The sequence below is a fragment of the Thiobacillus thioparus DSM 505 genome, from assembly GCF_000373385.1.
Taxonomy (GTDB): Bacteria; Pseudomonadota; Gammaproteobacteria; order Burkholderiales; family Thiobacillaceae; genus Thiobacillus; species Thiobacillus thioparus.
Window position 1 is genome coordinate 123,535 of the sequence record NZ_KB891333.1, and the last position, 25,343, is coordinate 148,877.

Genomic DNA, 25,343 nt, shown 5'->3' on the forward strand with positions numbered 1-25,343 from the left:
CATAGCTGTCGTTGTTCCTATTCGCGTGTTTTCAGAACTGCCACCAGATCCAGCCGGCCAAGGCGTCGCCAGAGCAGAAGCCCGGACAGCAGCGCCGAGACGATGACGACACTCGCCCCCATGGCGTAGTTTTCCGGCGTCAGGATCAGCGGCAGCCGGTACAGTTCGCTCTGGAACGCCACCACCAGGATGCCGACCAGGCCGACGCCGACCAGGAAGCCGACCGGAATCGCCGCCAGCGTCAGCAGCGCCAGCTCTCCCAGCAGGATATAGGCGATCTCGCCGCGGGTGAAGCCCAGCACCCGCAGGCTGGCAAGCTCGCGCCCGCGTTCCGACAGCGCGATGCGCGCGCTGTTGTAGACCACCCCGAAACCGATGGCGCCCGCGAGAACCGTGGCCACCAGGTTGTAGAACAGGATGAATTCGCCGATCGTGGCGTAGAAGCTCTGGACCGCCGTCTTGTTGGCGACCATGCCGAGCACGCGCGGGCGCTCGTGCAGCCTGGCATAGAGTTCCGGCTCGGTGCCCGGCTCCACCGCCAGGTAGGCACCGGTCACTGTATTGCCCTCGCGCATCAGTGCATTCACCGAGTCCTTCTGCATGTAGGCCGACACGCCCAGATACTGCTGGGTGATGCCGAGCACCGGCACCTGCCGCACCGGCCGGCTGCCTTCCAGCACCTCCACCGTCAACATGTCGCCCGGCTTCACGTGCAGGATGTCGTTTGCCAGGTAATCGGTGAGCACCACCCCGCCCGGCGGCACCGCCACCGGCTTCAGCCGGCTGTCGAGCGAGCGGTGCAGCCGGCCTTCCGGCTGGATGCCGAACAGCGCGGCGCGATGCCGGTACTGGCCGAAACGCAGGATCGCCGGCACGTCGCGATAGCCTTCGACAAAGTCGACGCCAGGCAGTGCGGCGAGTTCGTGCAGCGCGCGGCCGGAGGTCGGATCGATGAACGCCAGTGCGAGATCCTCGCGCGAGGCCTGGCGGAACTGCACGTCGACCATGAAATCGATCGCGCCCTTCTGGTAGTTGCCCACCATCATCAGGCCGCAGGCACAGGCGATGCCGAGCACGGTCAAGAGCGACTTCAGCGGGCGCCGCCCGATGTGGCGCAGGATCATCCGCGACGGCGCGGCCAGCCAGCGCTGCAGTCCGATGCGCTCGACCAGGCTGGTGCGATATCGCGCCGGCATCTCCGGGCGCATGCCTTCGGCCGGCGGCAACCGCACCGCGCGCATGACGGACACCAGGGTGCCGCTCACGGCCGCCAGCGCCGACACCGCCAGCGCGATCAGCACCGTGCCTGGCTGCAGCCGGTAATCGAGATAGGGAAAGCGGAAGGTCGTTTCGCTGTAGACATGCGACAGCCCCTGGCCGAACCAGGTGCCGAGCGCCACCCCGGCCGCCACGCCAAGCAGCGCCATCAGCAGCACCATCTTGACGTAGTGCGTGCCGATCGCCGCATAGCTGTAGCCGAATGCCTTGAGGATGGCGATCTGCTCGCGCTGCAGCGCAATGAGCCGGCTCAGCACGACGTTCAGCAGGAAAGCGGCGACGCCGAGGAAGATGGCCGGGAAAATGGTGGCCATGGTGCGCAGTTGCTTCAATTCCTCGCTGAGAAAGCGGTTGGAAAACTGATCTTTTCGTCCATAGGCACCGGTACCGCCGTAGTCGGCCAGGATCGCGTCGACGCGGTCGATCACGTCCTGCTCGTTGGCGTCGCGCGCCAGCGTCAGACTGACCTGGTTGAACGCGCCTTTCATGTCGTAGGCGATGCCGAGCGCGTTGCGCGCCATCCACAGCACGCCGTAACGCTTGAAATCGGGAAACATGGCGCCCGGCGCGATCTGGTAGACGTATTCCGGCGACACTGCGACGCCGACGACGGTGAGTGTCTTGCGCTTGCCGTGGATGATGGCGGCGAGCGTGTCGCCGGGCTGCAGATGGTGGGCATCGGCGAAGGTGTCGGACACCACCACCTCGTCCGTGCTCCATGGCTGCACCGAGCGTCCGCGCTTGAAATACAGACGGTTGAGCTGCGCCTCGCCGACGTCCGGCAGGGACAGGATCTGGCCGGTGATCGGATCGGAAAACCCGGCCACTTCCAGCTTCACTCCGGCCCTCACCCGCGTTTCCAGCCGTTCCACCCCTGGCACGCCGGCGAGCCGTTCCGCCACCGGCTGGGGGGCGCGCTTGAGGCCGGCGAATACGTCGGCGAAACGGTATTCACCATAGAAGCGGTCGCGCGTGCCGACCAGCGAATCGTAGGTGGACAGTGACATCACCATGGTCGCGACGCCGCCCATGATGACCGCCGCAATCGCCAGCACCTGCCCGCGCATGTGCCAGAGATCACGGAAGAGTTTGCGGTCGAGCGCCTTCATCGCGGGTGACGCCGTTCCCAGTGCCGGTAGAACAGCTGCTTGGCCCACAGCATGACCGCGAGATAGGCGGCGACGATGCCGGCCAGCACCGCGTAGAACGCGGGCGGCGGCGCAACGAAGCCCAGCTCGCCGGCGAACGGCAGCCACGGCAGCAACGCCGCCACCGCCACCACGGCAAGCGACAGCGCCACCAGCCAGACATTGGGCCGGCTGGCGAGCGGGCTGCCGCGGGTGCGGATGATGAAGATGACCAGCACCTGGGTGGCAATGGACTCGATGAACCAGCCGGTATGGAACAGCGCCTCGTTCGCCTGGAACACCTTCAGCATCACGAAGAAGGTCAGGAAGTCGAACACCGAACTCACCGGCCCCAGGGCCAGCATGAAGTTGCGGATGAAGTGCATGTCCCACACCCGCGGGTGGGCCAGGGTGTCCTCGTCCACCCGGTCGAGCGGGATGGCGATCTCCGACAGGTCGTAGAGGAAATTGTTGAGGAGAATCTGGATCGGCAGCATTGGCAGGAAAGGCAAAAACAGCGTGCCGCCGGCCATGCTGAACATGTTGCCGAAGTTGGAACTGGTACCCATCATGATGTACTTGGTGACGTTGCCGAAGGTGCGCCGGCCTTCGCGCACGCCCTCCTGCAGCACGTTCAGGTCGTGTTCCAGCAGCACCAGGTCGGCTGCTTCCTTGGCGACGTCGACCGCGCTGTCGACCGAGATGCCGACGTTGGCGGCGTGCAGGGCCGGCGCGTCGTTGATGCCGTCGCCGAGGAAGCCCACCACGTGGCCGCGCGCCCGCAGGGCTTCGATGATCCGCGTTTTTTGCGCGGGGGTGACGCGACAGAACAGGTTGACCCGCTCCACCTGCGCGTGCAGGGCGGGATCGCTCATGGCCTGGATGTCGTTGCCGTTGAGCACACCGGCGATCGTCACACCCAGCTTGTCGCAGATGTAGCGCGCGACGAGTTCGTTGTCGCCGCTGACGATCTTCACCGTCACGCCGCTGGCCGCCAACGCGGCGAGCGCCGGCGCCGCGCTGGCTTTCGGCGGGTCGAGAAAGGCCGCGAAGCCGCAGAACACCAGTTCGCTCTCGTCGGTGACCACGGCGTGATCCTGATGCGGCGGGGTCTGGCGCCAGGCGATGCCGAGCACGCGGAATCCGTCGCGGCTCAGCGCCTCGAAGAGGGCCAGCGCCTGTTCGCGTGCCGCGTCGTCCAGCACTGGCGTCTGCTCCCCGTCTTCGTAGCGTGCGCACAGGCGCAGCATGTCCTCGGGCGATCCCTTCACAAACAGGCTGCGTACGCCGTCGCGGTCGAGCAGCACCGAAACCCGGCGCCGCTCGAAGTCGAAAGGCACCTCATCGATCTTGCGCCAGGGACTGACGTCGATGTGCGTGTGTGCGAGGATCGCCTCGTCGAGCGGGCTGCGGATGCCGGTCTCGAACTGGCTGTTGAGGTAGGCGAGTTCCAGCACGCGCGCGCTGTCGCGACCGAGGATGTCGACATGCCGCTCCAGCCGGATATGGCCTTCGGTCAGGGTGCCTGTCTTGTCGGTGCACAGCACGTCGATGCCGCCGAGCTCCTGCACGGCGGAAAGCCGCTTGACGATGACGCGACGCCGCGCCAGCCGCATCGCGCCCTGCGACAGCGTGACCGACAGCACCATCGGCAGCAGTTCCGGCGTCAGGCCGACCGCCAGTGCCACGGCGAACAGGAAGGACTCGAACAGCGGGCGGTGGAACGCCGCGTTGATCAGCAGCACCGCCAGCACGAGGATGACGGTAAGGCGCAGGATGAGGGCGCCGAAGGCCTGGGTGCCGCGCTCGAAGGCCGTGGCCTGCGGGCGTTGTGTCAGGGTATCGGCTATCTGCCCGAGTGCCGTCGCGGAGCCGGTGCGGACGATCAGCATGCGCCCCGTCCCGCTGATCACCGAGGTGCCGAGGAACAGCGCATTGGTCGCGTCAGCCAGGTCGGCGCCAGGGCGTTCGTCCTGCGCGCGCTTTTCCACCGGGTAGGATTCGCCCGTCAGCATGGCCTGATTGACGAACAGATCGCGCGCGTCCAGCACGCGACCATCCCCAGGCACCAGGTCGCCGGCTGCAAGCAGAACCACGTCACCGGGGACCAGTTCCGCAACGGGAATTGCACGCGCCTGACCATTGCGTATCGCTGATGCGCGCAAGGCCACCGTGTGCCGCAACTTCTCGACGGCGCGGCTGGCGCGAAACTCCTGGAAGAAATCCAGCGTCACGCTCATCAGCACGATGCCGGTGATGACGACGAAGCTCTTCATGTCGCCAAGCATCCCGGCAATCGCGCTGGCCGCCAGCAGCACCAGCACCAGTGGATTCCAGAAGTGGGCCAGGAACTGCAGTATCCACGCCCGATCGGCGCGCGGACGCAGCAGGTTGGCCCCGTAAGTGCGGCGCCGGGCTTCGGCCTCTGTCTCGCTGAGCCCCTCAGGCGAACTGCCGAGCTGCGCCTGCAGTTCCGCCAGCGGGGGCTGCCAGAAATCCAGGGGGAACGGATCGGGGGCGGGCATGGTTCACCAGGCCAAATCGTGTGCCGGCTTCTTGGTGGCGTTTTCGTGGATGTCGGCGATCCGGCCATCGGACAGCCGAATCACCCGGTCGGCCATGCCGGCAATGCCGACATTGTGGGTGATCAGCACGGTCAGGGTGCCGAGTTCACGGTTCACCTTTTCCAGCACTTCGAGCACCACCACGCCGGTGGCCGAATCGAGCGCGCCGGTCGGCTCGTCGCACAGCAGCACCGCCGGATTCTTGGCGACGGCGCGGGCGATCGCCACGCGCTGCTGCTCGCCGCCGGAAAGCTGGGCCGGAAAATGGTCGAGACGGTTGCCCAGACCCACCAAGGCTAGCGCATCCTCGGGACGCATGGGCGTTTGCGAGATCTCGGTCACCGCAGCGACGTTCTCGCGTGCGGTGAGGCTGGGGATGAGGTTGTAGAACTGGAACACGAAGCCGACGTGTTCGCGGCGGAAGCGGGTCAACTCGGCTTCGCTCGCGCCGGTCAGCTTGTGGTCGAGGTAGTAGACTTCGCCGCCGCTCGGCGCGTCGAGCCCGCCGAGGATGTTGAGCAAGGTGGACTTGCCGCTGCCCGAAGGGCCGAGCAGCACCACCAGTTCGCCGCGATTGAGCGTGAGGTCGATGCCGCGCAGCGCCTGCACCTCGACTTCACCCATGCGGTAGACCTTGGTCAGGTTGTGAGCGACGAAAACGGCGTTGGGAAAGGCGTCCGGCATGTGGGCCATCATGCCACGCCCGTTGTCAGGCGGCCACCCGCACGCTCACCGTGCCTTGCGCGGAAGATGCTCCGCAAACCACCCTGCCGCCCGCATCGCCACTGCCTCCAGCGTGCCGGGTTCCTCGAACAGGTGGGTGGCGCCCGGCACGATCACCATTTCCTTCTCGCAGTGCAGCTGGTCGTAGGCCAGCTGGTTGAGGTCGATCACGCCGTCATCGTAGCCGCCTACCAGCAGCAACGTCGGCGCGCTCACCTTCAACAGTGCCTGCTCGCTGGCGAGGTCGGGCCGGCCGCCGCGCGACACCACGGCGCGGGTCCGGTCGCCCAGTGCTGCGGCGGCTTCGAGCGCCGCGGCGGCACCCGTGCTGGCACCAAAAAAGCCAAGCGGCAAATGCTTCGTGGCTTCCTGCGAACCGACCCAGCCCGCCGCCTCCAGCAGCCGCTGGGTCAACAGGTCGATGTCGAAGCGGCGGGAATAATCGCGGTCCTCTTCAGGGGTCAGCAGATCCATCAGCAGCGTGCCGACGCCGGCCGCGCGCAGCTCGCCGGCAACGTAGTTGTTGCGGGGGGAATGACGCGACGAGCCGCTGCCATGGGCGAACAGCACCAGACCGACGGCGCCGTCGGGAATCTCCAGCATGCCCTCGACGGTGACGCCGCCCGCCGGGATGTGAACCAGGGTGGACGTACTCATGGCCGATCCTCCCGGTGCATGGCGATCGGAATGCGGCGGTTGCCGAAGGGATGGCTGAACGCGCCGAAGCGGCCGGCGATGGCGCTGCCGCAGTGCGGGCAATGGCCGTCGGGCGTGACGCTGTAGTGGTCGATGCGATACCAGTCGCGCACGATCAGCGCTTCGTGGCAGCTCGGGCAGGACGTGGTGCCGCCGGCCGGGTCGTGCACGTTGCCGGTGTAGACGTAGTGCAGGCCGGCCTTCAGCGCGATGTCGCGTGCGCGGGTGAGCGTGGACGCCGGGGTGGCCGGCACGTCGAGCATCTTCCAGTCGGGATGGAAGGCGGAGAAATGCAGCGGCACGTCGGGGCCGAGTTCGCGCAGGATCCACTGGCTCATCGCCGCGAGCTCGGCGTCGGAGTCATTCTGGCCGGGAATCAGCAAGGTGGTGATCTCGAACCAGACGTCGGTCTCGCGCTTCAGGTACGTCAGTGTGTCGAGTACTGGCTGCAGGTGGCCGCCGGTCAGCTTGACGTAGAAATCGTCGGTGAAGCCCTTGAGGTCGACGTTGGCCGCATCCATTTTTGCATAGAACTCGCGGCGCGGTGCCTCGGTGATGTAGCCGGCGGTGACCGCCACGGTCTTGATGCCGCGCGCATGGCAGGCGTCGGCCACGTCCATCGCATATTCGGCGAAGATCACCGGGTCGTTGTAGGTGAAGGCGACGCTCTTGCAGCCGGCCCGCTCGGCGGCTTCGGCGATCTCGTCCGGCATCGCCTGGTCGACCATGGTGTCGGTCTCGCGCGACTTGGAAATGTCCCAGTTCTGGCAGAACTTGCACGCGAGGTTGCAGCCGGCGGTGCCGAAGGAAAACACCGACGAGCCGGGATAGAAATGGTTGAGCGGTTTCTTCTCGATGGGATCGACGCAGAAACCGGACGAGCGGCCGTAGGTGGTGAGCACCATCTTGCCGCCTTCCATCTTGCGCACGAAGCACAGACCCCGCTGGCCTTCGTGCAGCTTGCAGTAGCGCGGGCAGAGGTCGCACTCGATGCGGCCGTCGGGCAGCACATGCCACCAGCGCGCCGGGTAGTGCGATTCGGGAATGCTCATGCGGCCCCCTCTTTCAGGATGACGTCGAAGATATCGGGTAGCGCGTCGGTGGCGGCCGCATTCGCGGTCGTTCGCACGTGTCGAGGCTCACTGCTCATGCGCCCCCCTCTCCTTCCACTTGCTCACCGTATAGCGCGACAGGCGTACCTGTTCGGCCCAGAAATCCACCGGCAGGCCGGCCTTGCGTTTCAGATGGGCAAGAAACTCGGCCGGTTCGGGCAGCTGTTCCCACACCTGCGGCAAAAAAGTGCTGCGGTAGTGGCGATACTCGAACACCACGCCGTCGATGTGGGGCCGCAAGGTTTCCAGCGCGTGCTCTTCGTTCGCCACGGTCAGCGCTTCGGTCGGCGAGAGAACCGAAACCTCGACCCGGATATCGTCGAATTCCGCGCGCGAGAGCGGCATGAAGCGGGGATCGCGAAAGGCTGCCGCCAACGCGTTCTCGCGCACGTCGATGCCCAGCGGGCGATGCGCCTCCAGTGTGCCGATGCAGCCGCGCAGGTCGCCCTGCCGGGTCAGGGTGACGAAACTGGCCCCGGGTTCGGCCATCCAGGGTTTGACCGACGGTTCCGGCACGTCCTCCCAAAACTGTTTGGCAATCCCGGCTCGCGCCAGCTTCAGCAGGAACGACCCTTTTTCCGCTTCCTCCTGATCAGCCTCGACCTTTCGGCTTTTCTCGGGACTCGCCTCGGCCTGAAAAGCGAAGGCGGCGTAGCCGACGACCCGCTCGGGGTCGCCGGCGGTATCGCTGGAATTGCGCACGTCCAGCACCACCGGATGCAAGCCATGCTTGCGCGCCGCCAGCAGCAGGCCGTTGACCGGCGTCGCGCCGCAGGCCTGCTCGTGGTTGAGATGCGGATTCAGCGCCAGGATGGCCTTGACGGTCTCGCCATCCACCTGACGAGCGAGCGCGTCGGGCAGGAAATGCGACAGATCGGAACTGATCACGATCAGCGTCTCGTCGCCGCCCCACACCTGCTCCAGCACCTCGGCCACCTCGGCGCCGCTGGCGTCGCCCACCGCCAGCGGCAGCAACTGGAAGTCGCCCAGCACCTGCTGCAGAAACGGCAGCTGCACTTCCAGCGAATGTTCCATCTGGTGCGCCGCCGCGCTGCGCGCCACCTGCGGCAGTCCGGCGAGCGCCTGCATGCCCGCGCAGTCCAGCTGGACTTCGCCAAGCGGGGTGGCAAAACGCTCTGCCTCGGGCAGTGCCAGCCCGCGGACGGGAACGCGGTGAGTGGGACCGAGCAGTACCACCCGGCGTATGCGGCCGCGCAGGTCGGCCAATGCCGAAAAGGCACTGGCGGCAACGGCACCGGAATAGATATAGCCAGCATGCGGTACGATCAGGGCCTTCGGCGCCGGCCGAACTGTCCCCGTCCCAGCGTGGGCCAGCAGGTCGGCGACAGTGCGCTTGAGCTCGATCGGATTGTCCGGGTAGAACAATCCCGCAACGGCAGCGGGGCGGATAGTGGACATACGGCATTCCCTCATTAATCAGCCTAGTAAATCTGGGGGAATTGTCCGCTTTCAAGTGATGCCCGGCCGGATCCGCGTTTGCGCCGATAATAATGTGTCCGAGGCGACCGGATCGCCATCGTTCCAATATCGAGGAGACTTATGGCTTCATCCAGAGCGGCCGACGAAGGCACCCTGCTCAAGGCCATCCTGCAGGAATCGGTAACCGAGGTGGTGGTGTTCGACGCCGACACCCTACGGATCGTCCAGGCCAATCCGGCGGCGGCCAAGAATCTGCACTACCAACCCAGGGCCTTGCAGAAACTGACACCGCTGGATTTTCTACCCCCCGAGGACAGGCCGGCCTTCCATACCCTGCTCACCCTGCTCAGACACGGGAAAAAACGCCGCACCGCGCTCAGCGTGCACTGCCGCCGCCGGGACGGCACCCTGTATCCCGTCGAGGTCCGGATACTGTACTCGGCCGACCACGAAAAGCCGGTTTTCATCTGGATTGCCAATGACGTCAGCCAGCGCGAAGCCACGCGGCAGGCCCTGGCGCATTCGGTATCGGACATGCACGCGATCGTGGCACATATCCCGGGCATGGCGTTCCAGATCCAGCGCCGACCCGACGCCCCGCCCACGCTGCGCTACGTGAGCGAGCAGTCCGCCCAGTTGCTCGGCATCAAGGCGTCCGCCTTGCATGGCAAGCCCGAGCGCTTCTACAAGCTGATCCTGGAGGAAGACCGGCCCGACTATCTGGCCCAGCTGGCGCAAGCCGACGGTGGTCACATGACCTTCAACTGGGAGGGCCGCATCTGGATGAAAGCCTGGAAGGATGTGAAATGGGTCGCGATACGCGTCAGCCAGCGCAAGGATGAGGGCGGCACGATCTGGGATGGCATCATGCTGAACATGACACACAGCAAGCAGGCCGAGGCCGAACTTCTGCGTTCGCGGGCCCAGTTGAGCGCGCTGGCCGCACACGTCGAATCGGTCAAGGAACAGGAGCGCCTGCATCTGGCCCGCGAGGTACACGACGACCTGGGCGGCAACCTCACCACCATCAAGATCGGCCTGTCCTGGCTGATGCGACACCTCCCGCCTGACCAGCCGCTGCTGATCCAGCGCACGGCCTACCTGGACAATGTGGTCGACCAGACCTTCGAGGCCGCGCACCGGATCGCCTCCAACCTGCGGCCGGCGGCACTCGATTTCGGCATCGTTCCTGCCATTGCCTGGCAACTGCAACGCTTTACCCGCAACACCGACATTCCCCATGAATTCAGTGCGTCCGAGGAAGCCATCCCGCTCGGCCCCGATGCGGAGATTGCCGCGTTCCGCATCGTGCAGGAGGCGCTGACCAACGTCGCCAAACACGCCCGCGCCACTCGGGTGAAACTCAGGCTGGTGCGGGAACCGGACAGCTTGCGGATCACGCTGACCGACAATGGCCGCGGCCTCCAGCCCGCGCCGGAAAACGGACATGGCTTCGGCATACTCGGCATGATCGAGCGCGCAGCCACGCTGGGCGGCGAGCTCACTGTACAACCCGCCAAACGGCAGGGCACCCAGGTCAGCCTGCGCATTCCTCTGGCCGTCCCCGTGCCCGATCCGGCTGAATGACGGCATAATCGTCCCAATACCAAGCAGAGAGCGTTCGTGGCAACCGCAAAACCCTATCGGATCCTCATCGTCGACGACCACGCCATCGTCCGTGAGGGGCTCAAGCTGATCCTGGCCGATGTCGAAGACATCGTGGTGGCTGGCGAGGCCGACTGTTCCAGCCGCGCCCTGCAGATGGCGCGGCTGGAACCCTGGGACATGGTGCTGATGGACATTTCCATGCCCGACCGCAACGGCCTGGAAACACTGGAACTCATGAAAAAGGAGCACCCCGGCATCAAGGTGCTGATGCTCTCCATGTACCGGGAGACCCAGTATGCGGTGCGGGCACTGAAATCCGGCGCGGCGGGCTACCTCAACAAGCAGAGTGCGCCCGACCAGCTGGTCGACGCCATCCGCCTGGTCGCCTCGGGCAAGAAATACATCAGCGCCGAAGTCGCCCAGGAACTCGCCAGCCAAGTCAGCGGCGAGCGCACTGGCCTGCCACACGAAGCACTGTCCAACCGCGAATACCAGACCCTGTGCATGATCGCCTCGGGCCTGACCGTCTCCGCCATCGCCGACAAGCTCGCCCTGTCGGTCAAGACCATCAGCATGTACCGGGCCCGCCTGCTGCAGAAAATGCGGTTGAGAAACAATGCCGAACTGACGCATTACGCCATCAAGCACGGCCTGCTGGACTGAGTTGCAAGTCACAAGCTGCAAGTTTCAAGTTTTTCCTTGCAACTTGTAACTTGAAACTTGCAGCTGTCTTCAGAAATACCGGGGTTTTACTGCCTTAATCCGGACTTCACCCGGCCAGGGCCAGCCCTACCATGCGAGGCATAGTCAATGCCCTTCCCGGGCCTGAGTGCCGACATGGCTGAGCCAAACGACAAAATCAATCTTGCCAATCCGACCGAAGTCGCACGCGAAACCCTGCGCCGCCTGGCCTTGCGCCGGATTGCGCCCACCCCGGACAACTATCAGACGTTGTACGAGGAAATCGTAAGCGGGTCGAGCGCCCAGCCCATTGCCACATCGAGCGCCGCCACGGCCGCCAGCGCCCTGTCCGGGCTGGTGATGGACCTCAACCTGCACCATCCCGAACTGGCTGCGCCCGTGGAAACGCTGAATCAGGCCATCCGCAAGAACGACTGGATGCAATGTCGCAAACAACTGGGCCAGATCACCCTGCAACTCAAGCAGCAGGGCGAAAACAGCGGAGGCGGCGGGGAAAACCTGGCCCTGCTGCGTGACCTGCTGGCCAAAACCCTGGAATTCGGCGTCGTCACCCAGCTGTCGCACAGTCCGCGCCTGGCCGAGAAGGCCCAGCATCTCGCCGCCGCCGTGCGCGATGCCAACAGCGCATCGGCCCTGCGCAGCGTCACGTCCGGATTGAAATCCCTGTGGGTCGGCATCGAGATGCAGGCCCCGGATCTCCAGCAGCAGCAGGAGATGCTCAAGCGCATTCTGCTGCTGCTGGTCGAAAACATCGGCGAACTGCTGGACGACGACACCTGGCTGCGCGGCCAGCTCGACATGGTCGAGGAAGTCATCGCAGGCCCGCTCCAGATCCGGTCTCTGCAGGAAGCGGAGAAGCGGCTCAAGGAGGTCATCTACAAGCAGAGCATGGTCAAGCACGGCCTGCGCGAGGCCACCGCCACGCTGAAAGCCACCATGACCACCTTCGTCAGCCGCATGCGGGATGCCGTGGCGGCCAACGACGAATACCAGGGCAAGATCGCTACCCACATCGAGCGCATCCGCAACACCGAGGACGTGCTGGAACTGAATCGCATCCTCGAGAACCTGCTGGATGAAACGCGCAGCGCGCAGGCCGACACCCGGCGCGCCCACGAGCAGCTGATCGGGGAGCGCGACGCCGCCGTGCAGGCGGAGAGCCGCATCAAGCAGCTGGAAACCGAGCTCGCCCAGATGAGCGCCCTGGTGCGCGAAGACCCGATGACCCGCAGCCTCAACCGTCGCGGCCTGGACGATGAATTCGCACGCGAGGCGTCGCGCGCCGACCGTTACGACACCCCCTTCAGCATCGCCGTGCTCGACGTCGACAATTTCAAGGCGCTGAACGACAAGCGCGGCCACCAGACCGGCGACGAGGCGCTGATCCATCTGGTCAAGGTGGCGAAGGAAGAACTGCGCATCACCGACCATATCGCACGCATGGGCGGCGAGGAATTCCTGATCATTCTTCCCAACACCCCGCTCGACGAGGCCGCGCACATCGTCACCCGCCTGCAGCGCAGCCTCACCAAGAAGTACTTCCTCGACAACAACGAAAAGGTATTGATCACCTTCAGCGCCGGCGTCGCCCAGCGCGTGCCGGGCGAATCGCAGGAAGCCTCCATCGCCCGTGCCGACAGCGCCATGTACGAAGCCAAGCACAGCGGCAAGAACCGCGTCTGCCTGGCTCCAGACGCGCCTGTCAAGGCCAGGAGTGAAGATCATGCAGATTTTTGAAGCAGCAGCCTTAACTTTCTCCAACCCCCGACGATTCCTCACACAACGGCGGTTCATGTAGCCCCAACGGGCAGACCAACGTTGACGGCACCAGAGCACCCTTTGGGGCATAGAAGCCGGAACCATCGACCCACTTAAGGAGAAACAACATGGCACAAGTAATCAACACCAACGTAGGCGCTCTCTTTGCTGGCGCTGCACTGAACAAATCGGCGATCGCTTTGCAAACCGCCCAGCAACGCCTGTCTTCCGGCCTGCGCATCAACAGCGCGGCCGACGATGCGACCGGCCTCTCGATCGCAACCGGCTACGACTCCAAGATCCGCGGTGCGAACATGAACATTCGCAATGCCAACGACGGCATTTCCAAGGCCCAGATCTCCGACGGCTACCTGGCCCAGATCACTGAAAATACCCAGCGCCTGCGTGAAATCTATGTGCAGACCGGCGCGGTCACCAACCAGGAAGCGGTTGCGCTCATTGCTGAAAATGGCCGTATCGACGGCCTGGTCACTGCCAGCACTGCGGTGACGGTGGACGAAAGCGGCGGCACGGCCGGCGGCACGGGTACGACCTTCACCGCTGCGACGTCCTTCTCCAACCTGGCTGCATTCGACACCGAGTTGACCGCCATCGGTACCGCCCGCGCCAAGTTCGGCGCCGACATGTCGTCGCTGGCTTCTGCCGTGGCCACGCTGCAGACCGCTTCGGTGAACTACTCGGCTTCCTACAGCCGCGTCATGGATACCGACTACGCTGCCGAAACGTCTGCCCAGGCCAAGAACAACATCCTGCAACAGGCCGGTACCGCAGTCCTGGCGCAGGCCAACCAGACGCCGCAAACCGTGCTGACCCTGCTGCGTTAAGCGGTTTTTGATAGGAGACACCCCCAACCGAAGCAGTCGGTTGGGGATTTGACATGAAGGATATCGCGATGATTATCCAGAACACCCCCCTCATGAATCAGGCCGTGCTCCCGGCCGCGCGCGCCCATGGCGCCGCCCATACCGAATCCAAGGTTGTCGCCGACACCCAGGCCCACAATGTTCCCCAGCAGCCTTCCGCGGCAGAACTGAAAAACGCCGTGGAAACGCTCAACAAAGCCATGCAGCAATCGAACCAGAACCTCGAGTTCAGCGTGGACACCGACACGAAGAAAGTCGTGGTCAAGATGGTGGACACCAGCACAGGTCAACTGATTCGCCAATTTCCGTCCGAAGAAACCCTTGCGATTTCGCGTGGAATCGAACAATTCCAGCAAGGTCTGCTGCTGAAACAAAAGGCTTGAGTCAGGAGATTCATCATGGCCATTACTTCGTCGACCACGACCGCACTCGATGTTCCCACTCTCGTCTCGCAGCTGATGGCAGTCGAGCGGCGTCCGATCGACACGCTCAATACCCAGATAACCAGCTACCAGACCAAGATCTCCTCCTTCGGCACGCTGAGCGGCCTGGTCTCGAGCTTCCAGACCGCAGCCCAGAATCTGGGCACTACCCTGCAGAAACTCGCCGCCACGCCCTCCGACCCCAGCGTCTTCTCCGCCACGGCGGGCAGCACCGCGGTGCCCGGCAACTACACGGTCGAGGTGAGCAAGCTGGCGCAGTCGCAGAGCCTGGTTGCCGCAGGACAAGCCAGCAGCACCGCCGCCATCGGCAACGGCACCGCCACCACGGTCACGTTCGACTTCGGCACCATCGGCGGCGGCACCCTGACCAACGGGGTATACAGCGGCGCGGCCTTCACGTCGAACGGCAACGGCACCGCCAGCATCACCATCGACAGCACCAACAACACCCTGGAAGGCATACGCGACGCGATCAACTCTGCTGCCATGGGCGTGACCGCGACCATCGTGAACGACGGGTCGGGCACGCCCTACCGCCTGGCGCTGACCTCCGGCAGTTCCGGTGCCAGCAACAGCATGAAAATCACCACCAGCGGCGGCGACGGCTCCATCGGCAGCCTGCTGGGCTATGACCCGGCCGGCACGCAGAACCTGACCCAGACCATCGCCGCCCAGAATGCCGATCTCACGGTGAACGGCATCGCGATCACCAGCGCATCCAATACGGTGAGCGAGGCCATCCAGGGTGTCACGCTGACGCTCACGAACACCACTGCCGCGCCAGCCAGCCTGACGGTCGCGCGCGACACCACGGCGATCAACACCGCAGCATCGGGATTCGTCGAGGCCTACAACGCACTGGCCAGCCAGATCAAATCCCGATCCGCCTACGCGACCAACGGCTCGACAGGGGGCGCTCTGGCGGGCGACGGCACCTTGCGCGTCATGCAGGACCAGTTGCGCGGCATTTTCAATACGCCCGCCAGTGGCGGCACCCTGACCTCGCTTGCCGAGGTCGGCATCGCATTCCAGAAGGACGGTTCGCTGAGCCTGGACAGTAGCAAGCTCAACAGCGCCATCTCGACCAATTTCAGCGATGTGACCAATTTGTTCTCGTCGTCGACGGGCTTCGCCACCCGGCTTGCCGACTGGGCCCAGTCCACGCTCGATCCCGGCGGCCTGATCGATACGCGCACCCAGAGCCTCAACAAATACGTCCAGGACCGCAACGACGAAATCGACCGGCTGGAAAACCAGATGACGGCCCTGCAGAAAAAATACACCGCCGAATATACCAACCTGAACCTCCTGCTGAGCCGCATGAATTCCACCAGCACATACCTGACCCAGCAACTGAGCGGCACCTCGTCCAAATGAGCGCCGCCTGCTTCGTTCCGACCGCGCCACGTGACTGCCCCGTCGGCCGTCCGCATAAATAAACCAGGAGGAAGACGTGTACACACAATCCAGAATTGCCGCCAACGCCTACGCCAACGTCGGCCTCGAAACCGGCGTGATGGCCGCCAATCCGCACCAGCTCATCATCATGCTGTATGAGGGTGCCGAACTTTCGGTGCGGATGGCGATCCGGCACATGAATGAAGGCGATCTGGTCAAGAAATCGGCCGCCGTCACCAAGGCCAGCACCATCATTCTGGAAGGCCTGCGCGCTGCACTCGATACCCGTCAGGGAGGCGATCTCGCCATCCAGCTCGACGCCCTGTACGACTATATGGGCAAACGCCTGATGCTCGCCCACCTCAAGAACCAGACCGAGCCGCTGGAAGAAGTGCTGGGGCTGTTGCGCGAACTTCACACCGCCTGGAAACAGATCGGTGCTACCGGCCAGGCCGCCGCCACCCCCCTCCAACATCCTATCGCCGCTTGAACCGGAGACTTTCATGACCAGCCACGAAATCCTCACCACCTATGAATCGCTCTCCGAACTGACCGGCAGCATGCTGAATGCCGCCCGCCAGGGCGAATGGGATGATCTGGCCGTGCTGGAGCAACGCTGCCAGGCCTATGTCGGCAGCCTGATGCAAACCGATCGGGTTCGCCTGAACGAAAACGAACAACGCACCAAGGTCGCGATCATCCGTACCATCCTGCAGAACGATGCCCAGATCCGTGCGCTGGCCGAACCGCGCCTGCACGAATTGCAGCAGCGCCTGAGCCTGTCGCGTGCAAGCCAGCGTAGCGTCAAGGCCTACAACGCGCAGCGAACCTGACGCCTCCCCATGTTCCCGGTTCAGTTCATGGCTCGCATGATGGATGCCCCGCTCTCGCGGGACACCACGCTGCGGCCCGTGTCCGGACTGGTGCCTGTACAGGCGGTTCTGAACGCCACCGAACACGACCAGACCACCCCGCGTCCGACATTCGAACACTTGGCCCTGGGCCAGACGTTGACCGGCCTGGTCAAGAGCCTGAGCAAGGGCCTGGCGCTGGTCGAGATCGACAGTCAGACCGTTGCGATGCGGCTGCCCCCCGAAACGGCGCCGGGCGATACACTGCGCCTGCGCTTCGCCGGGCACATGCCACAACCCGTATTTCTGCTCGCCACCCCGCAAGCTGCCGTCAGCGACGCCCCGCAGTTGAGCCAGACGGCCCGCATGCTGAGCGACCTGATGCAGCATCTGCCGGGGCACAATGTCCTGCCCACGGTCACCCCGAACAGTCCTCTGCTCGACCAGCCGACCACGAACCCGGCCGTCATGGCACTTGCGCTGCGTACCGCACTGGTTCGCAGCGGCCTGTTTTATGAATCGCATCTGGCCGACTGGGCAGTCGGCCAGGACAGTCTGGACGGCCTGATGCAGGAGCCGCAGAACCGACTCGTCGCGACGGAAACCGCGCGCGCCACTGCCAGCCCGGCCGGCCTGCTCGCCCTGCCCAATATCGCCGAAACAGTCGGCGACAAGCCGCTCAATCCCATGCACGCCCTGCTGTCGCAGCAATTACAGGTACTGGAATCCCCGCAATTCGTCTGGCGCGGGGAAGTCTGGCCGGGCCAGCCGCTGGAGTGGCAGCTGCGCCAGGAAACCGACCCCGAGCAGGGCCATGCGCGCGCCGATGTGGCCGGCGACGCCGGGACAGGCTGGGAGTCGCAGCTCAAGCTGAGCCTGCCGCAACTCGGCAACCTGACCGTGCATATCAAGCTCGATGCCCACCATGCATTCAGTATCCGGATGGTGCCGGAGCAGCCCGAATCCGAGACCCTGCTGCAGCGAAACCGGGGACAGCTGGCGAAACGGCTGGCCGACGCCGGCTGCACGCTCCACAGTCTGACGGTGCAACACGATGACGGCGCCTGACAAACAGCGGGCCGCGGCGGCGCTCGCCTACCGGACCGGTGATGCGGCACCGCGCGTGGTCGCTAAGGGTCGGGGCATTCTTGCCGATACTATTATCGAGAAGGCGCGTGCGTCGGGCGTATACGTCCACGAATCGCGCGAGTTGCTGGCGCTGCTGATGCAGATCGACCTCGACAGCCACATTCCGCCACAACTCTATATTGCGGTTGCGGAGTTGCTGGCCTGGCTCTACCACATGGAAGAATCCGATAAACAGGCACTGCCACATAACAACACTTGATCAGAATGGCTTCTCCATCCGAGCAACATGACCTCCATTCCTCCGAACACGAAGGCCAGTTGGCACGCTTTACCCTGCATTCACGCACGGAAATACTCTTCCTGCTGCGTGCGATCCAGAAACGCAAGCTACTGGTCAATCTCGATCTGCCGGGCAGTCGGCAGATCATCGTCACCTCGGTGCTCAAGGTGAATGAATCCAGCCACACCCTGATCCTCGACAGTGCCCGAGGCGACGCGCTCAACCACGAGTTGCTCTCCGGCAAGGGCGCGGAGTTCGTCACCCAGCTCGACGGGGTGTCCATCACCTTTGCCACCGGCCCAGTGACCTTGTGCGAATACGAGAAGCTGCCGGCGCTGCGCATCGCCCTGCCGCGCTCGATCATTCGCCTGCAGCGGCGCGAGCATTTCAGGGTGCCCATGCCCATCGCCAACCCGGTCAGGTGCATCGTACCCGCCCTCTCGACGGAGGATAACGAACCGATCTCCGTGCACATCGTGGATATCGGCTGCGGCGGCGTGGCGCTGGCCGACACCAGCGGACGCCTCGGCAATGCGGCCGGCCGCATCATGCCCGATTGCAAACTGCTGCTGCCCGAGACGGAAGCGATCGTGACCACCCTCGAGGTTCGCAATTCGGCCCAGATACGCTTGCAGAACGGTGCGTTCCAGACGCGTCTGGGCTGCAAGTTCATTAATCTACCCAACGACATGGCGGCCAAGCTGCAACGCTTTGTCATGGATATCGAGCGTGCGCGGCGAAACAGCCTCTAAACCGCACGCCCACCCTACATGAACGCTTCAAGGAGATACCGCCATGCAAACGATCCAGCAGGAAATTGACGAACGGACCAATCTGACCAGTTCCAACAAACTGGAACTGCTGCTGTTTCGTCTGGGCGAGGACCCTGGTCTCGACCGCAACGAGCTGTTCGGCATCAATGTCTTCAAGATTCGCGAAATCATCCCCATGCCGACCATCACGGCCGTCGCCGGATCGCCCCCCCACATGATGGGTGTGGTCGACCTGCGCGGCCAGATCCTGCCGGTCATCGATCTGCCTGCCGTGGCGGGCTGCACCCCGAAAACGGGGCTGAACATACTGCTGATCACCGAATACGCCCGCAGCACGCAAGCCTTCGCCGTCGAATCGGTCGAGGACATCGTGCGGCTCGACTGGCGCCAGGTGCTGTCTGCCGAAGGCAATGGCGCGAGCGGCATGGTCACCAGCATCGCCCGCCTGGACGGCGAGAACAGCGATCGTCTGGCCCAGGTGCTCGACGTGGAAACGATCCTGCGCCAGGTCATGCCGTCGACCGAACTGGAAATCGATCCCGACACTATCGGTCCGCATGTCGACCTCAAACCCGGCACCGTCATCCTGGCGGCTGACGATTCGCTGATCGCGCGCACCATGATCGAGCAAGGGCTCGAGGCCATGGGCCTGCCCTACATCATGTGCAAGACCGGAAAGGAAGCCTGGGACCAGTTGCAGGCCTTTTCCGCCAAGGCACAGGATGAAGGAAAAACCGTCCACGACCGGGTCGCTCTGGTACTGACCGATCTGGAAATGCCCGAGATGGATGGTTTCACACTGACCCGCAACATCAAGCAGGATCCGCGTTTCAGCGCCATTCCCGTGGTGATCCACTCCTCGCTGACCGGTTCGACCAACGAGGCGCACGTCAAAAAGGTCGGTGCAGATGCTTATGTCGCGAAATTCGTCGCCGAGGACCTGGCGAATGCGTTACGCCAGGCGCTGAGCACAGTGCACTGAGATGCAAGTTGCAAGAAGTCTATGTCCAGGACTGAAACCTGGGCGCCGCGTGAACCCTGCATCTTGCAACTTGAAGCCCCCCGCTGCGCGGGGGGCGCTCTGTTTTAGATGCCCATGTTCATGATTTCCTGATAAGCGGACACCAGCTTGTTGCGCACCTGCACGGTCTGCTGGAAGGCAATACTGGATTTCTGCAATGAAATCATGGCGTCGGAGAGGCTGACACTGGGATCCCCCATCTCGAAGCGGTCGGCCAGCTTCTTCGATTGCAACTGGACCTCGTTGACCTGGTCGAGCGAGGATTTCAGGGCCGACTGGAAATCGACCGCGCCTGTAGCCGGCTTGGCTTGAAGGGCGCCCTCGCCTACCGGATTGGCACCCCCGGGGGTGGCGCGGGCCGCGGCAGCCTTCAGCTGCGCCACCATCGCCTCGATCCTGCTGGTATCGATCATGCCTACGCTCATTGTGCCCTCCTTGTCTGTCCAGGCGGTTTCCCACGTGCCCACCTTACCAGTCAGGCGGCAAGCCATAAGCGCGATAAGCGCCTGAAACCGGCTTCTATTCCCCCGATTGAAAACCGTTGCACTGCCGATAATTCGTTCACATAGCGACATCCTCATGGGATCACATGGCATGAATACGGCAATCGAAAACAGGGCGCACCATGACGCCAGAACGATAGGGGCAAGATAATGGCGGGTGCAGGCGAAATGGTGGTTCCGGCCAACGTCATGGATTTCACGCGGACGGCCGGCGGACGAAAAATCATGTTGATGCTGGGCGCGGCCGCGGTCATCGCGGTCATGGCAGCCGTCTGGCTATGGGGCCAGCAGCCCGCTTATCGCGTCCTGTTCGCGAACTTCAGCGACCGCGACGGCGGTGCGATCGTCGCCGAGCTCGAGAAAATGAACATCCCCTACAAATACGCCGAAGGCGGCGGCGCCCTGCTGGTGCCGGCCGACCGCGTCCACGACGCACGCCTGAAACTGGCTGCGCAAGGCCTGCCCAAGGGCGGCAATGTCGGTTTCGAACTGATGGAGAACCAGAAGCTTGGGGCGTCGCAATTCCTCGAGCAGGTCAATTTTCAGCGCGCAATGGAAGGCGAACTGGCCCGTTCGATCGAATCCCTCTCGGCGGTGCAGGCCGCACGCGTTCACCTGGCCATGCCCAAGGACTCGATCTTCGTCTCCGAGCAGAAACAGCCCACTGCCTCGGTGCTGCTCAATCTGCATCCCGGCCGTGTGCTGGATGCGCAGCAGGTCAGCGCCATCGTGCACCTGGTCGCCAGCAGCGTTCCTGAACTCTCGCCGAAGAACGTGACCATCGTCGACCAGAACGGCAATCTGCTCTCCGATACGACCCGGACGGCCAGCGCAAACGGCATGGACCCGAGCCAGATCAAGTACGTGCAGGACTACCAGCAGAATGTCGCCAAGCGGATCGAATCCATCATCTCCCCCATCGTCGGCGCGGAAAACGTGCGGGCCGAAGCGACGGCCGACATGGACTTCTCGCGCAGCGAACAGGCGGTCGAATCCTACAAGCCGAACCAGACGCCCGATGCCATGGCCATCCGCAGCCAGCAGACCAGCGAATCGCAGAACGGCAGCGCCAGTCCCTCCGGTGTGCCGGGCGCACTGACCAACCAGCCGCCGGCCCCGGCCACCGCCCCAATCACGGTACCCGGTCAGAAGACCCCTGCCGCAGCCGTGCCGGCCGCCCCGACCACCAACACGCACAAGGATTCCACCGTCAACTATGAAGTCGACAAGACCATTCAATATGTGCAGAAGGCGGGCGGCGGTCTGAAGCGCTTGTCGGTTGCCGTGGTCGTCAACTACCGCAAAACCGTCGACAAGGCCGGCAAGGTCGTCATGAAGCCGCTGAGCCCGGCAGAAATCACCCAGATCACCAATCTGGTCAAGGAAGCCATGGGCTACAACCAGGAACGCGGCGACACCCTCAACGTGGTGAACAGCTCCTTCGCAAGCCAGCCGGCGGAAATCATCCCCGACGTACCGCTGTGGAAGCAGCCCCAGACCCTCGACCTGGCCATGCAGACGGGCAAATACCTGCTGATGGCCGTAGCGCTTCTGCTGCTGTATCTGCGCATGCTCAAGCCGATGCTGAAAAAGATCTCCGAGGCTCCTGCACTGCCTGCGCCTGGCCACGATGCCCATCTGCACCACGGCGGCGGCGACATGATGGCGCTGCCTGGCCAGCGCAATTACCAGGAAAACCTCGCGCGCGCGCAGAAACTGGCCAACGAAGACCCGCGTGTCGTCGCCAACATCGTCAAAACCTGGGTAGGCAGCCATGAGTGATAACGGCATTACAAAAGGTGCAATCCTGATGCTCGCGCTGGGCGAGGAGGGTGCGTCGGAAGTCATGAAATACCTCGGCCCGCGTGAAGTGCAGAAGTTGGGCGAGGCGATGACCAGCATGAAGGCCATTCCACAGGAAGAGGTCGAAACCGTGCTGCACGATTTCAACAACGTGGCGGACCAGAATTCCTCGCTGGGCCTGGACTCGGACGACTACATCCGCAGCGTATTGAAGAAGGCCCTGGGCGACGACAAGGCGAACTCGCTGCTCAACCGCATTCTCGGCGGCGGCGGCGATGCCAGTGGCATCGAAAGCCTGAAGTGGATGGACGCCGAATCGGTGGCCGATCTCATCCACAGCGAACATCCGCAGACCATTGCGACCATCCTCGTGCACCTGGAACGCGACCAGGCCTGCGAGGTGCTGGGCTGCTTCACCGAGCGCCTGCGCAACGACGTGCTGCTGCGCATCGCCACGCTTTCCGGCGTGCAGCCCGCGGCCTTGCGCGAACTGAACGACGTCCTGACCAAACTGCTGTCCGGCAGCGACGTCCTGAAGAAACAGCCGATGGGCGGCACGCGCGCGGCCGCCGACATCCTCAACTTCATGAGCGGCGACAACGAGCAGTCCGCCATGGAGTACCTGAAGAGCTACGACCCCGACATGGCGCAGAAGATCATGGACGAGATGTTCGTGTTCGAGAACATCATGGACATCGAGGATCGCGGCGTCCAGCTGTTGCTGCGCGAAGTGCAGTCCGACTCGCTCATCATCGCGCTCAAGGGCGCGTCGGAGGAGATGCGCGAGAAAATCTTCAAGAATATGTCGCAGCGTGCCGCTGAAATGATGCGGGAAGACCTGGAATCCAAGGGCCCGGTGCGCCTGTCCGAGGTCGAGGCGCAGCAGAAGGAAATCCTGATGATCGTCCGCCGCCTGGCCGACGAAGGCCAGATCTCGCTGGGCGCCAAGGGAGAGGAACAGTATGTTTAGCAGCTTGTCTGGCTGTATTCGTCGTGTGCGTTGTCGCCAGAAAGCGATGGATGCAAGGCACGGCGCGACGGCAAGGGCCATTCCCTTGCCTAGCGCCGTAACGCAGCAGACGCGCTTTCTGGCGACAACCCGAAGGGCCGGGCCGCTACGGGCGCATTGCGGCGTTACGGGCCGCTTGTTGTGGGTGGCACAACGGCGCTCCCCGCGCCTTGCACTGCATCCCGTAGAGGCCCGGCGCGCATGACGAATACAACCAGACAAACTGCCAACGTCATGTCCAGCGTGGACCAGGCCGCCTGCCAGCCCTGGGAGATGACCAGCTTCGATGCCCACCTGCATCCGGCAAAGCATGCCGGCCATACCGCCGTCGTCCTGCCGACGATCGAGCAGATCACCGCCATCCAGGAACAGGCGCGGCAGGAAGGCTACCAGGCCGGCCATGCCGAAGGACTCGCCGCCGGACGTGAGGAGTCCGCCCGCGAAGCGGCCCGGCTGCACGATCTGGCCAACACCTTCTCGGTCGAGGTCGCCCAGGCCGATGAAATCATCTCCCAGCAAATTCTCGACCTGTCGATCGATCTGGCCCGTGCATTGTTGAAATCGGCGCTGGCGATCCGTCCCGAGCTGGTCATTCCCATCGTCAAGGAAGCGGTACGCTACCTGCCGGTTCTGCACCAGCCGGCCCTGCTGTTCCTGAATCCGTCCGACGCCTTGCTGGTCAAGGCAAGAATCGGCGACGAACTCGAAAAAATGGGCTGGCAACTTGCCGACGACGGGCAACTCGAACCCGGCGGTTGCCGCGTGGAAACGGCCAGCAACCAGATCGATGCCTCGCTGCCCACCCGCTGGCAGCGCCTGACCGCAGCGCTCAGCAAGAACTCGGACTGGCTGGCCGCCTGATGGATATGGACACGCATGCCCACAGCACCCGCTGGAAGGCCTACCTGCAGGACTGCGGGGAATTGCTGGCGATCGCCGAGCCCATGCAGATATCCGGCCGCGTCACCCGGGTGGCCGGGCTGGTGATGGAGGCCGTCGGACTGAAACTGCCAGTCGGCAGCGCCTGTACCGTGCCGCTTCCCAACGGCTCAAATCTTGAAGCCGAGGTGGTGGGATTCGCCGGGGATCATGTGTTCCTCATGCCGCAAAGCGACGTCGAGGGCATCGTCCCCGGCGCACGCGTGTTCCCGGTGGAAGTCATTCCCACCCTGCCCCGCGCCGGCCAGGTCAATCATCCGCGCCGGCGGCCCAGCGACCGCACCCGCCATCTGCCGGTCGGCGAGGGATTGTTGGGGCGCGTGCTCGACAGCGGCGGCCGTCCGCTCGACGGTCTCGGCCCGGTCCACGCCTCGGCTACTGCGCCGCTCAACAATCGCGCCGCCAACCCGCTGGCGCGCGCCCCCATCACCGACATCCTCGATGTCGGCGTACGCGCCATCAACAGCATGCTGACCGTCGGCCGTGGTCAGCGCATGGGCCTGTTCGCCGGTTCCGGCGTCGGCAAGAGCGTGCTGCTCGGCATGATGGCGCGCTACACCAGCGCGGACGTGATCGTGGTCGGCCTGATCGGCGAACGCGGCCGCGAGGTCAAGGAATTCATCGAGCAGATCCTCGGCGAGGAAGGCCTGGCGCGCGCCGTGGTGGTCGCCGCGCCGGCCGACACGCCGCCGTTGATGCGCTTGCAGGGTGCGGCGTACGCCACCTCGATCGCCGAGCATTTCCGCGACCAGGGCAAGAATGTGCTGCTGATCATGGATTCGCTCACCCGCTATGCCATGGCGCAACGCGAGATCGCCCTGGCGATCGGCGAGCCGCCTGCGACCAAGGGCTACCCGCCTTCGGTGTTCGCCAAGCTGCCGGCGCTGGTCGAACGCGCCGGCAACGGCAAGCCGGGCGGCGGCTCGATCACCGCCTTCTATACTGTGCTCACCGAAGGCGACGACCAGCAGGATCCGATCGCCGATGCCGCGCGCGCCATTCTCGACGGCCACATCGTGCTGGATCGCTCGCTGGCCGAGAGCGGGCACTACCCGGCCATCAACATCGAGCAGTCGATCAGCCGCGCCATGCACAGCATCACGACGCTGGAGCAGCAGCAACTCGCGCGCCGTCTGAAGAAACTGTATTCACGCTACGAGCGCAGCCGCGACCTGATCAACGTCGGTGCCTACGCGGCCGGCACCGACCCGTTGCTGGACGAGGCCATCCGGCTGCAAACCGGCATGGAGGCCTTTCTTCAGCAAGCCATTCACGAACGCGCCGACGTCCAGGAAAGCCTGACCGACCTCGCAGCCCTGTTCCAATAACCACCTCCGACGAA

General features: G+C 64.1%; 23 protein-coding genes. 16 read left to right on the forward strand and 7 right to left on the reverse strand.

What is annotated here, in order from left to right; genetic code table 11:
• Window positions 1-17 precede the first annotated feature (17 nt).
• The 6 genes from B058_RS0115915 to amrB form a co-directional block, all read right to left on the reverse strand.
• Entirely contained in the window at window positions 18-2,387 is a 2,370-nt protein-coding gene (locus B058_RS0115915; protein WP_018509493.1) for an ABC transporter permease, read from the reverse strand.
• Window positions 2,384-4,930, reverse strand: a complete 2,547-nt coding sequence (gene mgtA, locus B058_RS0115920; protein WP_018509494.1) for a magnesium-translocating P-type ATPase — start codon at window positions 4,928-4,930, stop codon at window positions 2,384-2,386. Before mgtA ends, B058_RS0115915 begins: the two co-directional genes overlap by 4 nt.
• A gap of 3 nt (window positions 4,931-4,933) precedes the next feature.
• The gene (locus tag B058_RS0115925; RefSeq protein ID WP_018509495.1) at window positions 4,934-5,653 is read right to left on the reverse strand and encodes an ABC transporter ATP-binding protein; all 720 of its coding nucleotides are present in this window, start codon (window positions 5,651-5,653) and stop codon (window positions 4,934-4,936) included.
• A gap of 45 nt (window positions 5,654-5,698) precedes the next feature.
• Window positions 5,699-6,349: a dienelactone hydrolase family protein gene (locus B058_RS0115930; protein ID WP_018509496.1), complete on the reverse strand. Its 651-nt coding sequence runs from the start codon at window positions 6,347-6,349 to the stop codon at window positions 5,699-5,701.
• Window positions 6,346-7,440 (reverse strand): AmmeMemoRadiSam system radical SAM enzyme, encoded by a 1,095-nt coding sequence (gene amrS / locus B058_RS0115935; RefSeq protein WP_018509497.1) that lies wholly within the window; start codon window positions 7,438-7,440, stop codon window positions 6,346-6,348. The genes B058_RS0115930 and amrS overlap by 4 nt, the downstream gene beginning before the upstream one ends.
• Window positions 7,441-7,527: 87 nt before the next feature.
• Entirely contained in the window at window positions 7,528-8,919 is a 1,392-nt protein-coding gene (gene amrB, locus B058_RS0115945) for an AmmeMemoRadiSam system protein B (RefSeq protein ID WP_018509499.1), read from the reverse strand.
• Window positions 8,920-9,060: 141 nt separating this feature from the next.
• Here amrB and B058_RS0115950 point away from each other — a divergent pair, with 141 nt between their 5' ends.
• From B058_RS0115950 to B058_RS0116005, 12 genes are all read left to right on the forward strand, one after another.
• Window positions 9,061-10,527, forward strand: a complete 1,467-nt coding sequence (locus B058_RS0115950; protein ID WP_018509500.1) for a PAS domain-containing sensor histidine kinase — start codon at window positions 9,061-9,063, stop codon at window positions 10,525-10,527.
• A gap of 36 nt (window positions 10,528-10,563) precedes the next feature.
• Window positions 10,564-11,211 (forward strand): response regulator, encoded by a 648-nt coding sequence (locus tag B058_RS0115955; protein ID WP_018509501.1) that lies wholly within the window; start codon window positions 10,564-10,566, stop codon window positions 11,209-11,211.
• A 174-nt stretch (window positions 11,212-11,385) separates the two neighbouring features.
• Window positions 11,386-12,987 carry a GGDEF domain-containing protein gene (locus B058_RS0115960; RefSeq protein WP_040724693.1) on the forward strand — a complete coding sequence of 534 codons (1,602 nt, stop codon included), beginning with the start codon at window positions 11,386-11,388 and terminating at the stop codon, window positions 12,985-12,987.
• A gap of 149 nt (window positions 12,988-13,136) precedes the next feature.
• Window positions 13,137-13,853 carry a flagellin N-terminal helical domain-containing protein gene (locus B058_RS0115965; RefSeq protein WP_018509503.1) on the forward strand — a complete coding sequence of 239 codons (717 nt, stop codon included), beginning with the start codon at window positions 13,137-13,139 and terminating at the stop codon, window positions 13,851-13,853.
• Between the two features lie 53 nt (window positions 13,854-13,906).
• Window positions 13,907-14,275, forward strand: a complete 369-nt coding sequence (locus tag B058_RS0115970; protein WP_051082153.1) for a flagellar protein FlaG — start codon at window positions 13,907-13,909, stop codon at window positions 14,273-14,275.
• A 15-nt stretch (window positions 14,276-14,290) separates the two neighbouring features.
• Window positions 14,291-15,712, forward strand: a complete 1,422-nt coding sequence (gene fliD / locus B058_RS0115975) for a flagellar filament capping protein FliD (RefSeq protein ID WP_018509505.1) — start codon at window positions 14,291-14,293, stop codon at window positions 15,710-15,712.
• Window positions 15,713-15,788: 76 nt separating this feature from the next.
• Window positions 15,789-16,223 (forward strand): flagellar export chaperone FliS, encoded by a 435-nt coding sequence (gene fliS / locus B058_RS0115980; RefSeq protein ID WP_018509506.1) that lies wholly within the window; start codon window positions 15,789-15,791, stop codon window positions 16,221-16,223.
• 13 nt (window positions 16,224-16,236) lie between these two features.
• Window positions 16,237-16,566: a flagellar protein FliT gene (locus B058_RS0115985; RefSeq protein ID WP_018509507.1), complete on the forward strand. Its 330-nt coding sequence runs from the start codon at window positions 16,237-16,239 to the stop codon at window positions 16,564-16,566.
• 9 nt (window positions 16,567-16,575) lie between these two features.
• Window positions 16,576-17,652, forward strand: a complete 1,077-nt coding sequence (gene fliK / locus B058_RS0115990; RefSeq protein ID WP_157265963.1) for a flagellar hook-length control protein FliK — start codon at window positions 16,576-16,578, stop codon at window positions 17,650-17,652.
• A complete protein-coding gene (locus B058_RS0115995; RefSeq protein WP_018509509.1) occupies window positions 17,639-17,932 on the forward strand; it encodes an EscU/YscU/HrcU family type III secretion system export apparatus switch protein in 294 nt (97 codons plus the stop codon). The genes fliK and B058_RS0115995 overlap by 14 nt, the downstream gene beginning before the upstream one ends.
• A gap of 5 nt (window positions 17,933-17,937) precedes the next feature.
• Entirely contained in the window at window positions 17,938-18,705 is a 768-nt protein-coding gene (locus tag B058_RS0116000) for a flagellar brake protein (RefSeq protein ID WP_026240990.1), read from the forward strand.
• 43 nt (window positions 18,706-18,748) lie between these two features.
• On the forward strand, window positions 18,749-19,708 hold the full coding sequence (locus tag B058_RS0116005; RefSeq protein ID WP_018509511.1) for a chemotaxis protein: 960 nt from the start codon (window positions 18,749-18,751) through the stop codon (window positions 19,706-19,708).
• A gap of 104 nt (window positions 19,709-19,812) precedes the next feature.
• Here B058_RS0116005 and fliE read toward each other — a convergent pair whose 3' ends face one another.
• Window positions 19,813-20,172, reverse strand: a complete 360-nt coding sequence (fliE, locus tag B058_RS0116010; protein WP_018509512.1) for a flagellar hook-basal body complex protein FliE — start codon at window positions 20,170-20,172, stop codon at window positions 19,813-19,815.
• A 228-nt stretch (window positions 20,173-20,400) separates the two neighbouring features.
• On the opposite strand from fliE, the gene fliF reads away from it, so the two are divergent.
• From fliF to fliI, 4 genes are all read left to right on the forward strand, one after another.
• Window positions 20,401-22,032 (forward strand): flagellar basal-body MS-ring/collar protein FliF, encoded by a 1,632-nt coding sequence (gene fliF, locus B058_RS0116015; protein ID WP_018509513.1) that lies wholly within the window; start codon window positions 20,401-20,403, stop codon window positions 22,030-22,032.
• Window positions 22,025-23,023 carry a flagellar motor switch protein FliG gene (gene fliG / locus B058_RS0116020; protein WP_026240991.1) on the forward strand — a complete coding sequence of 333 codons (999 nt, stop codon included), beginning with the start codon at window positions 22,025-22,027 and terminating at the stop codon, window positions 23,021-23,023. Before fliF ends, fliG begins: the two co-directional genes overlap by 8 nt.
• A 273-nt stretch (window positions 23,024-23,296) precedes the next feature.
• Window positions 23,297-23,923, forward strand: a complete 627-nt coding sequence (locus B058_RS0116025) for a flagellar assembly protein FliH (protein ID WP_018509515.1) — start codon at window positions 23,297-23,299, stop codon at window positions 23,921-23,923.
• 5 nt (window positions 23,924-23,928) lie between these two features.
• Window positions 23,929-25,329 (forward strand): flagellar protein export ATPase FliI, encoded by a 1,401-nt coding sequence (gene fliI, locus B058_RS0116030; protein ID WP_026240992.1) that lies wholly within the window; start codon window positions 23,929-23,931, stop codon window positions 25,327-25,329.
• The last annotated feature ends 14 nt before the right edge of the window (window positions 25,330-25,343 follow it).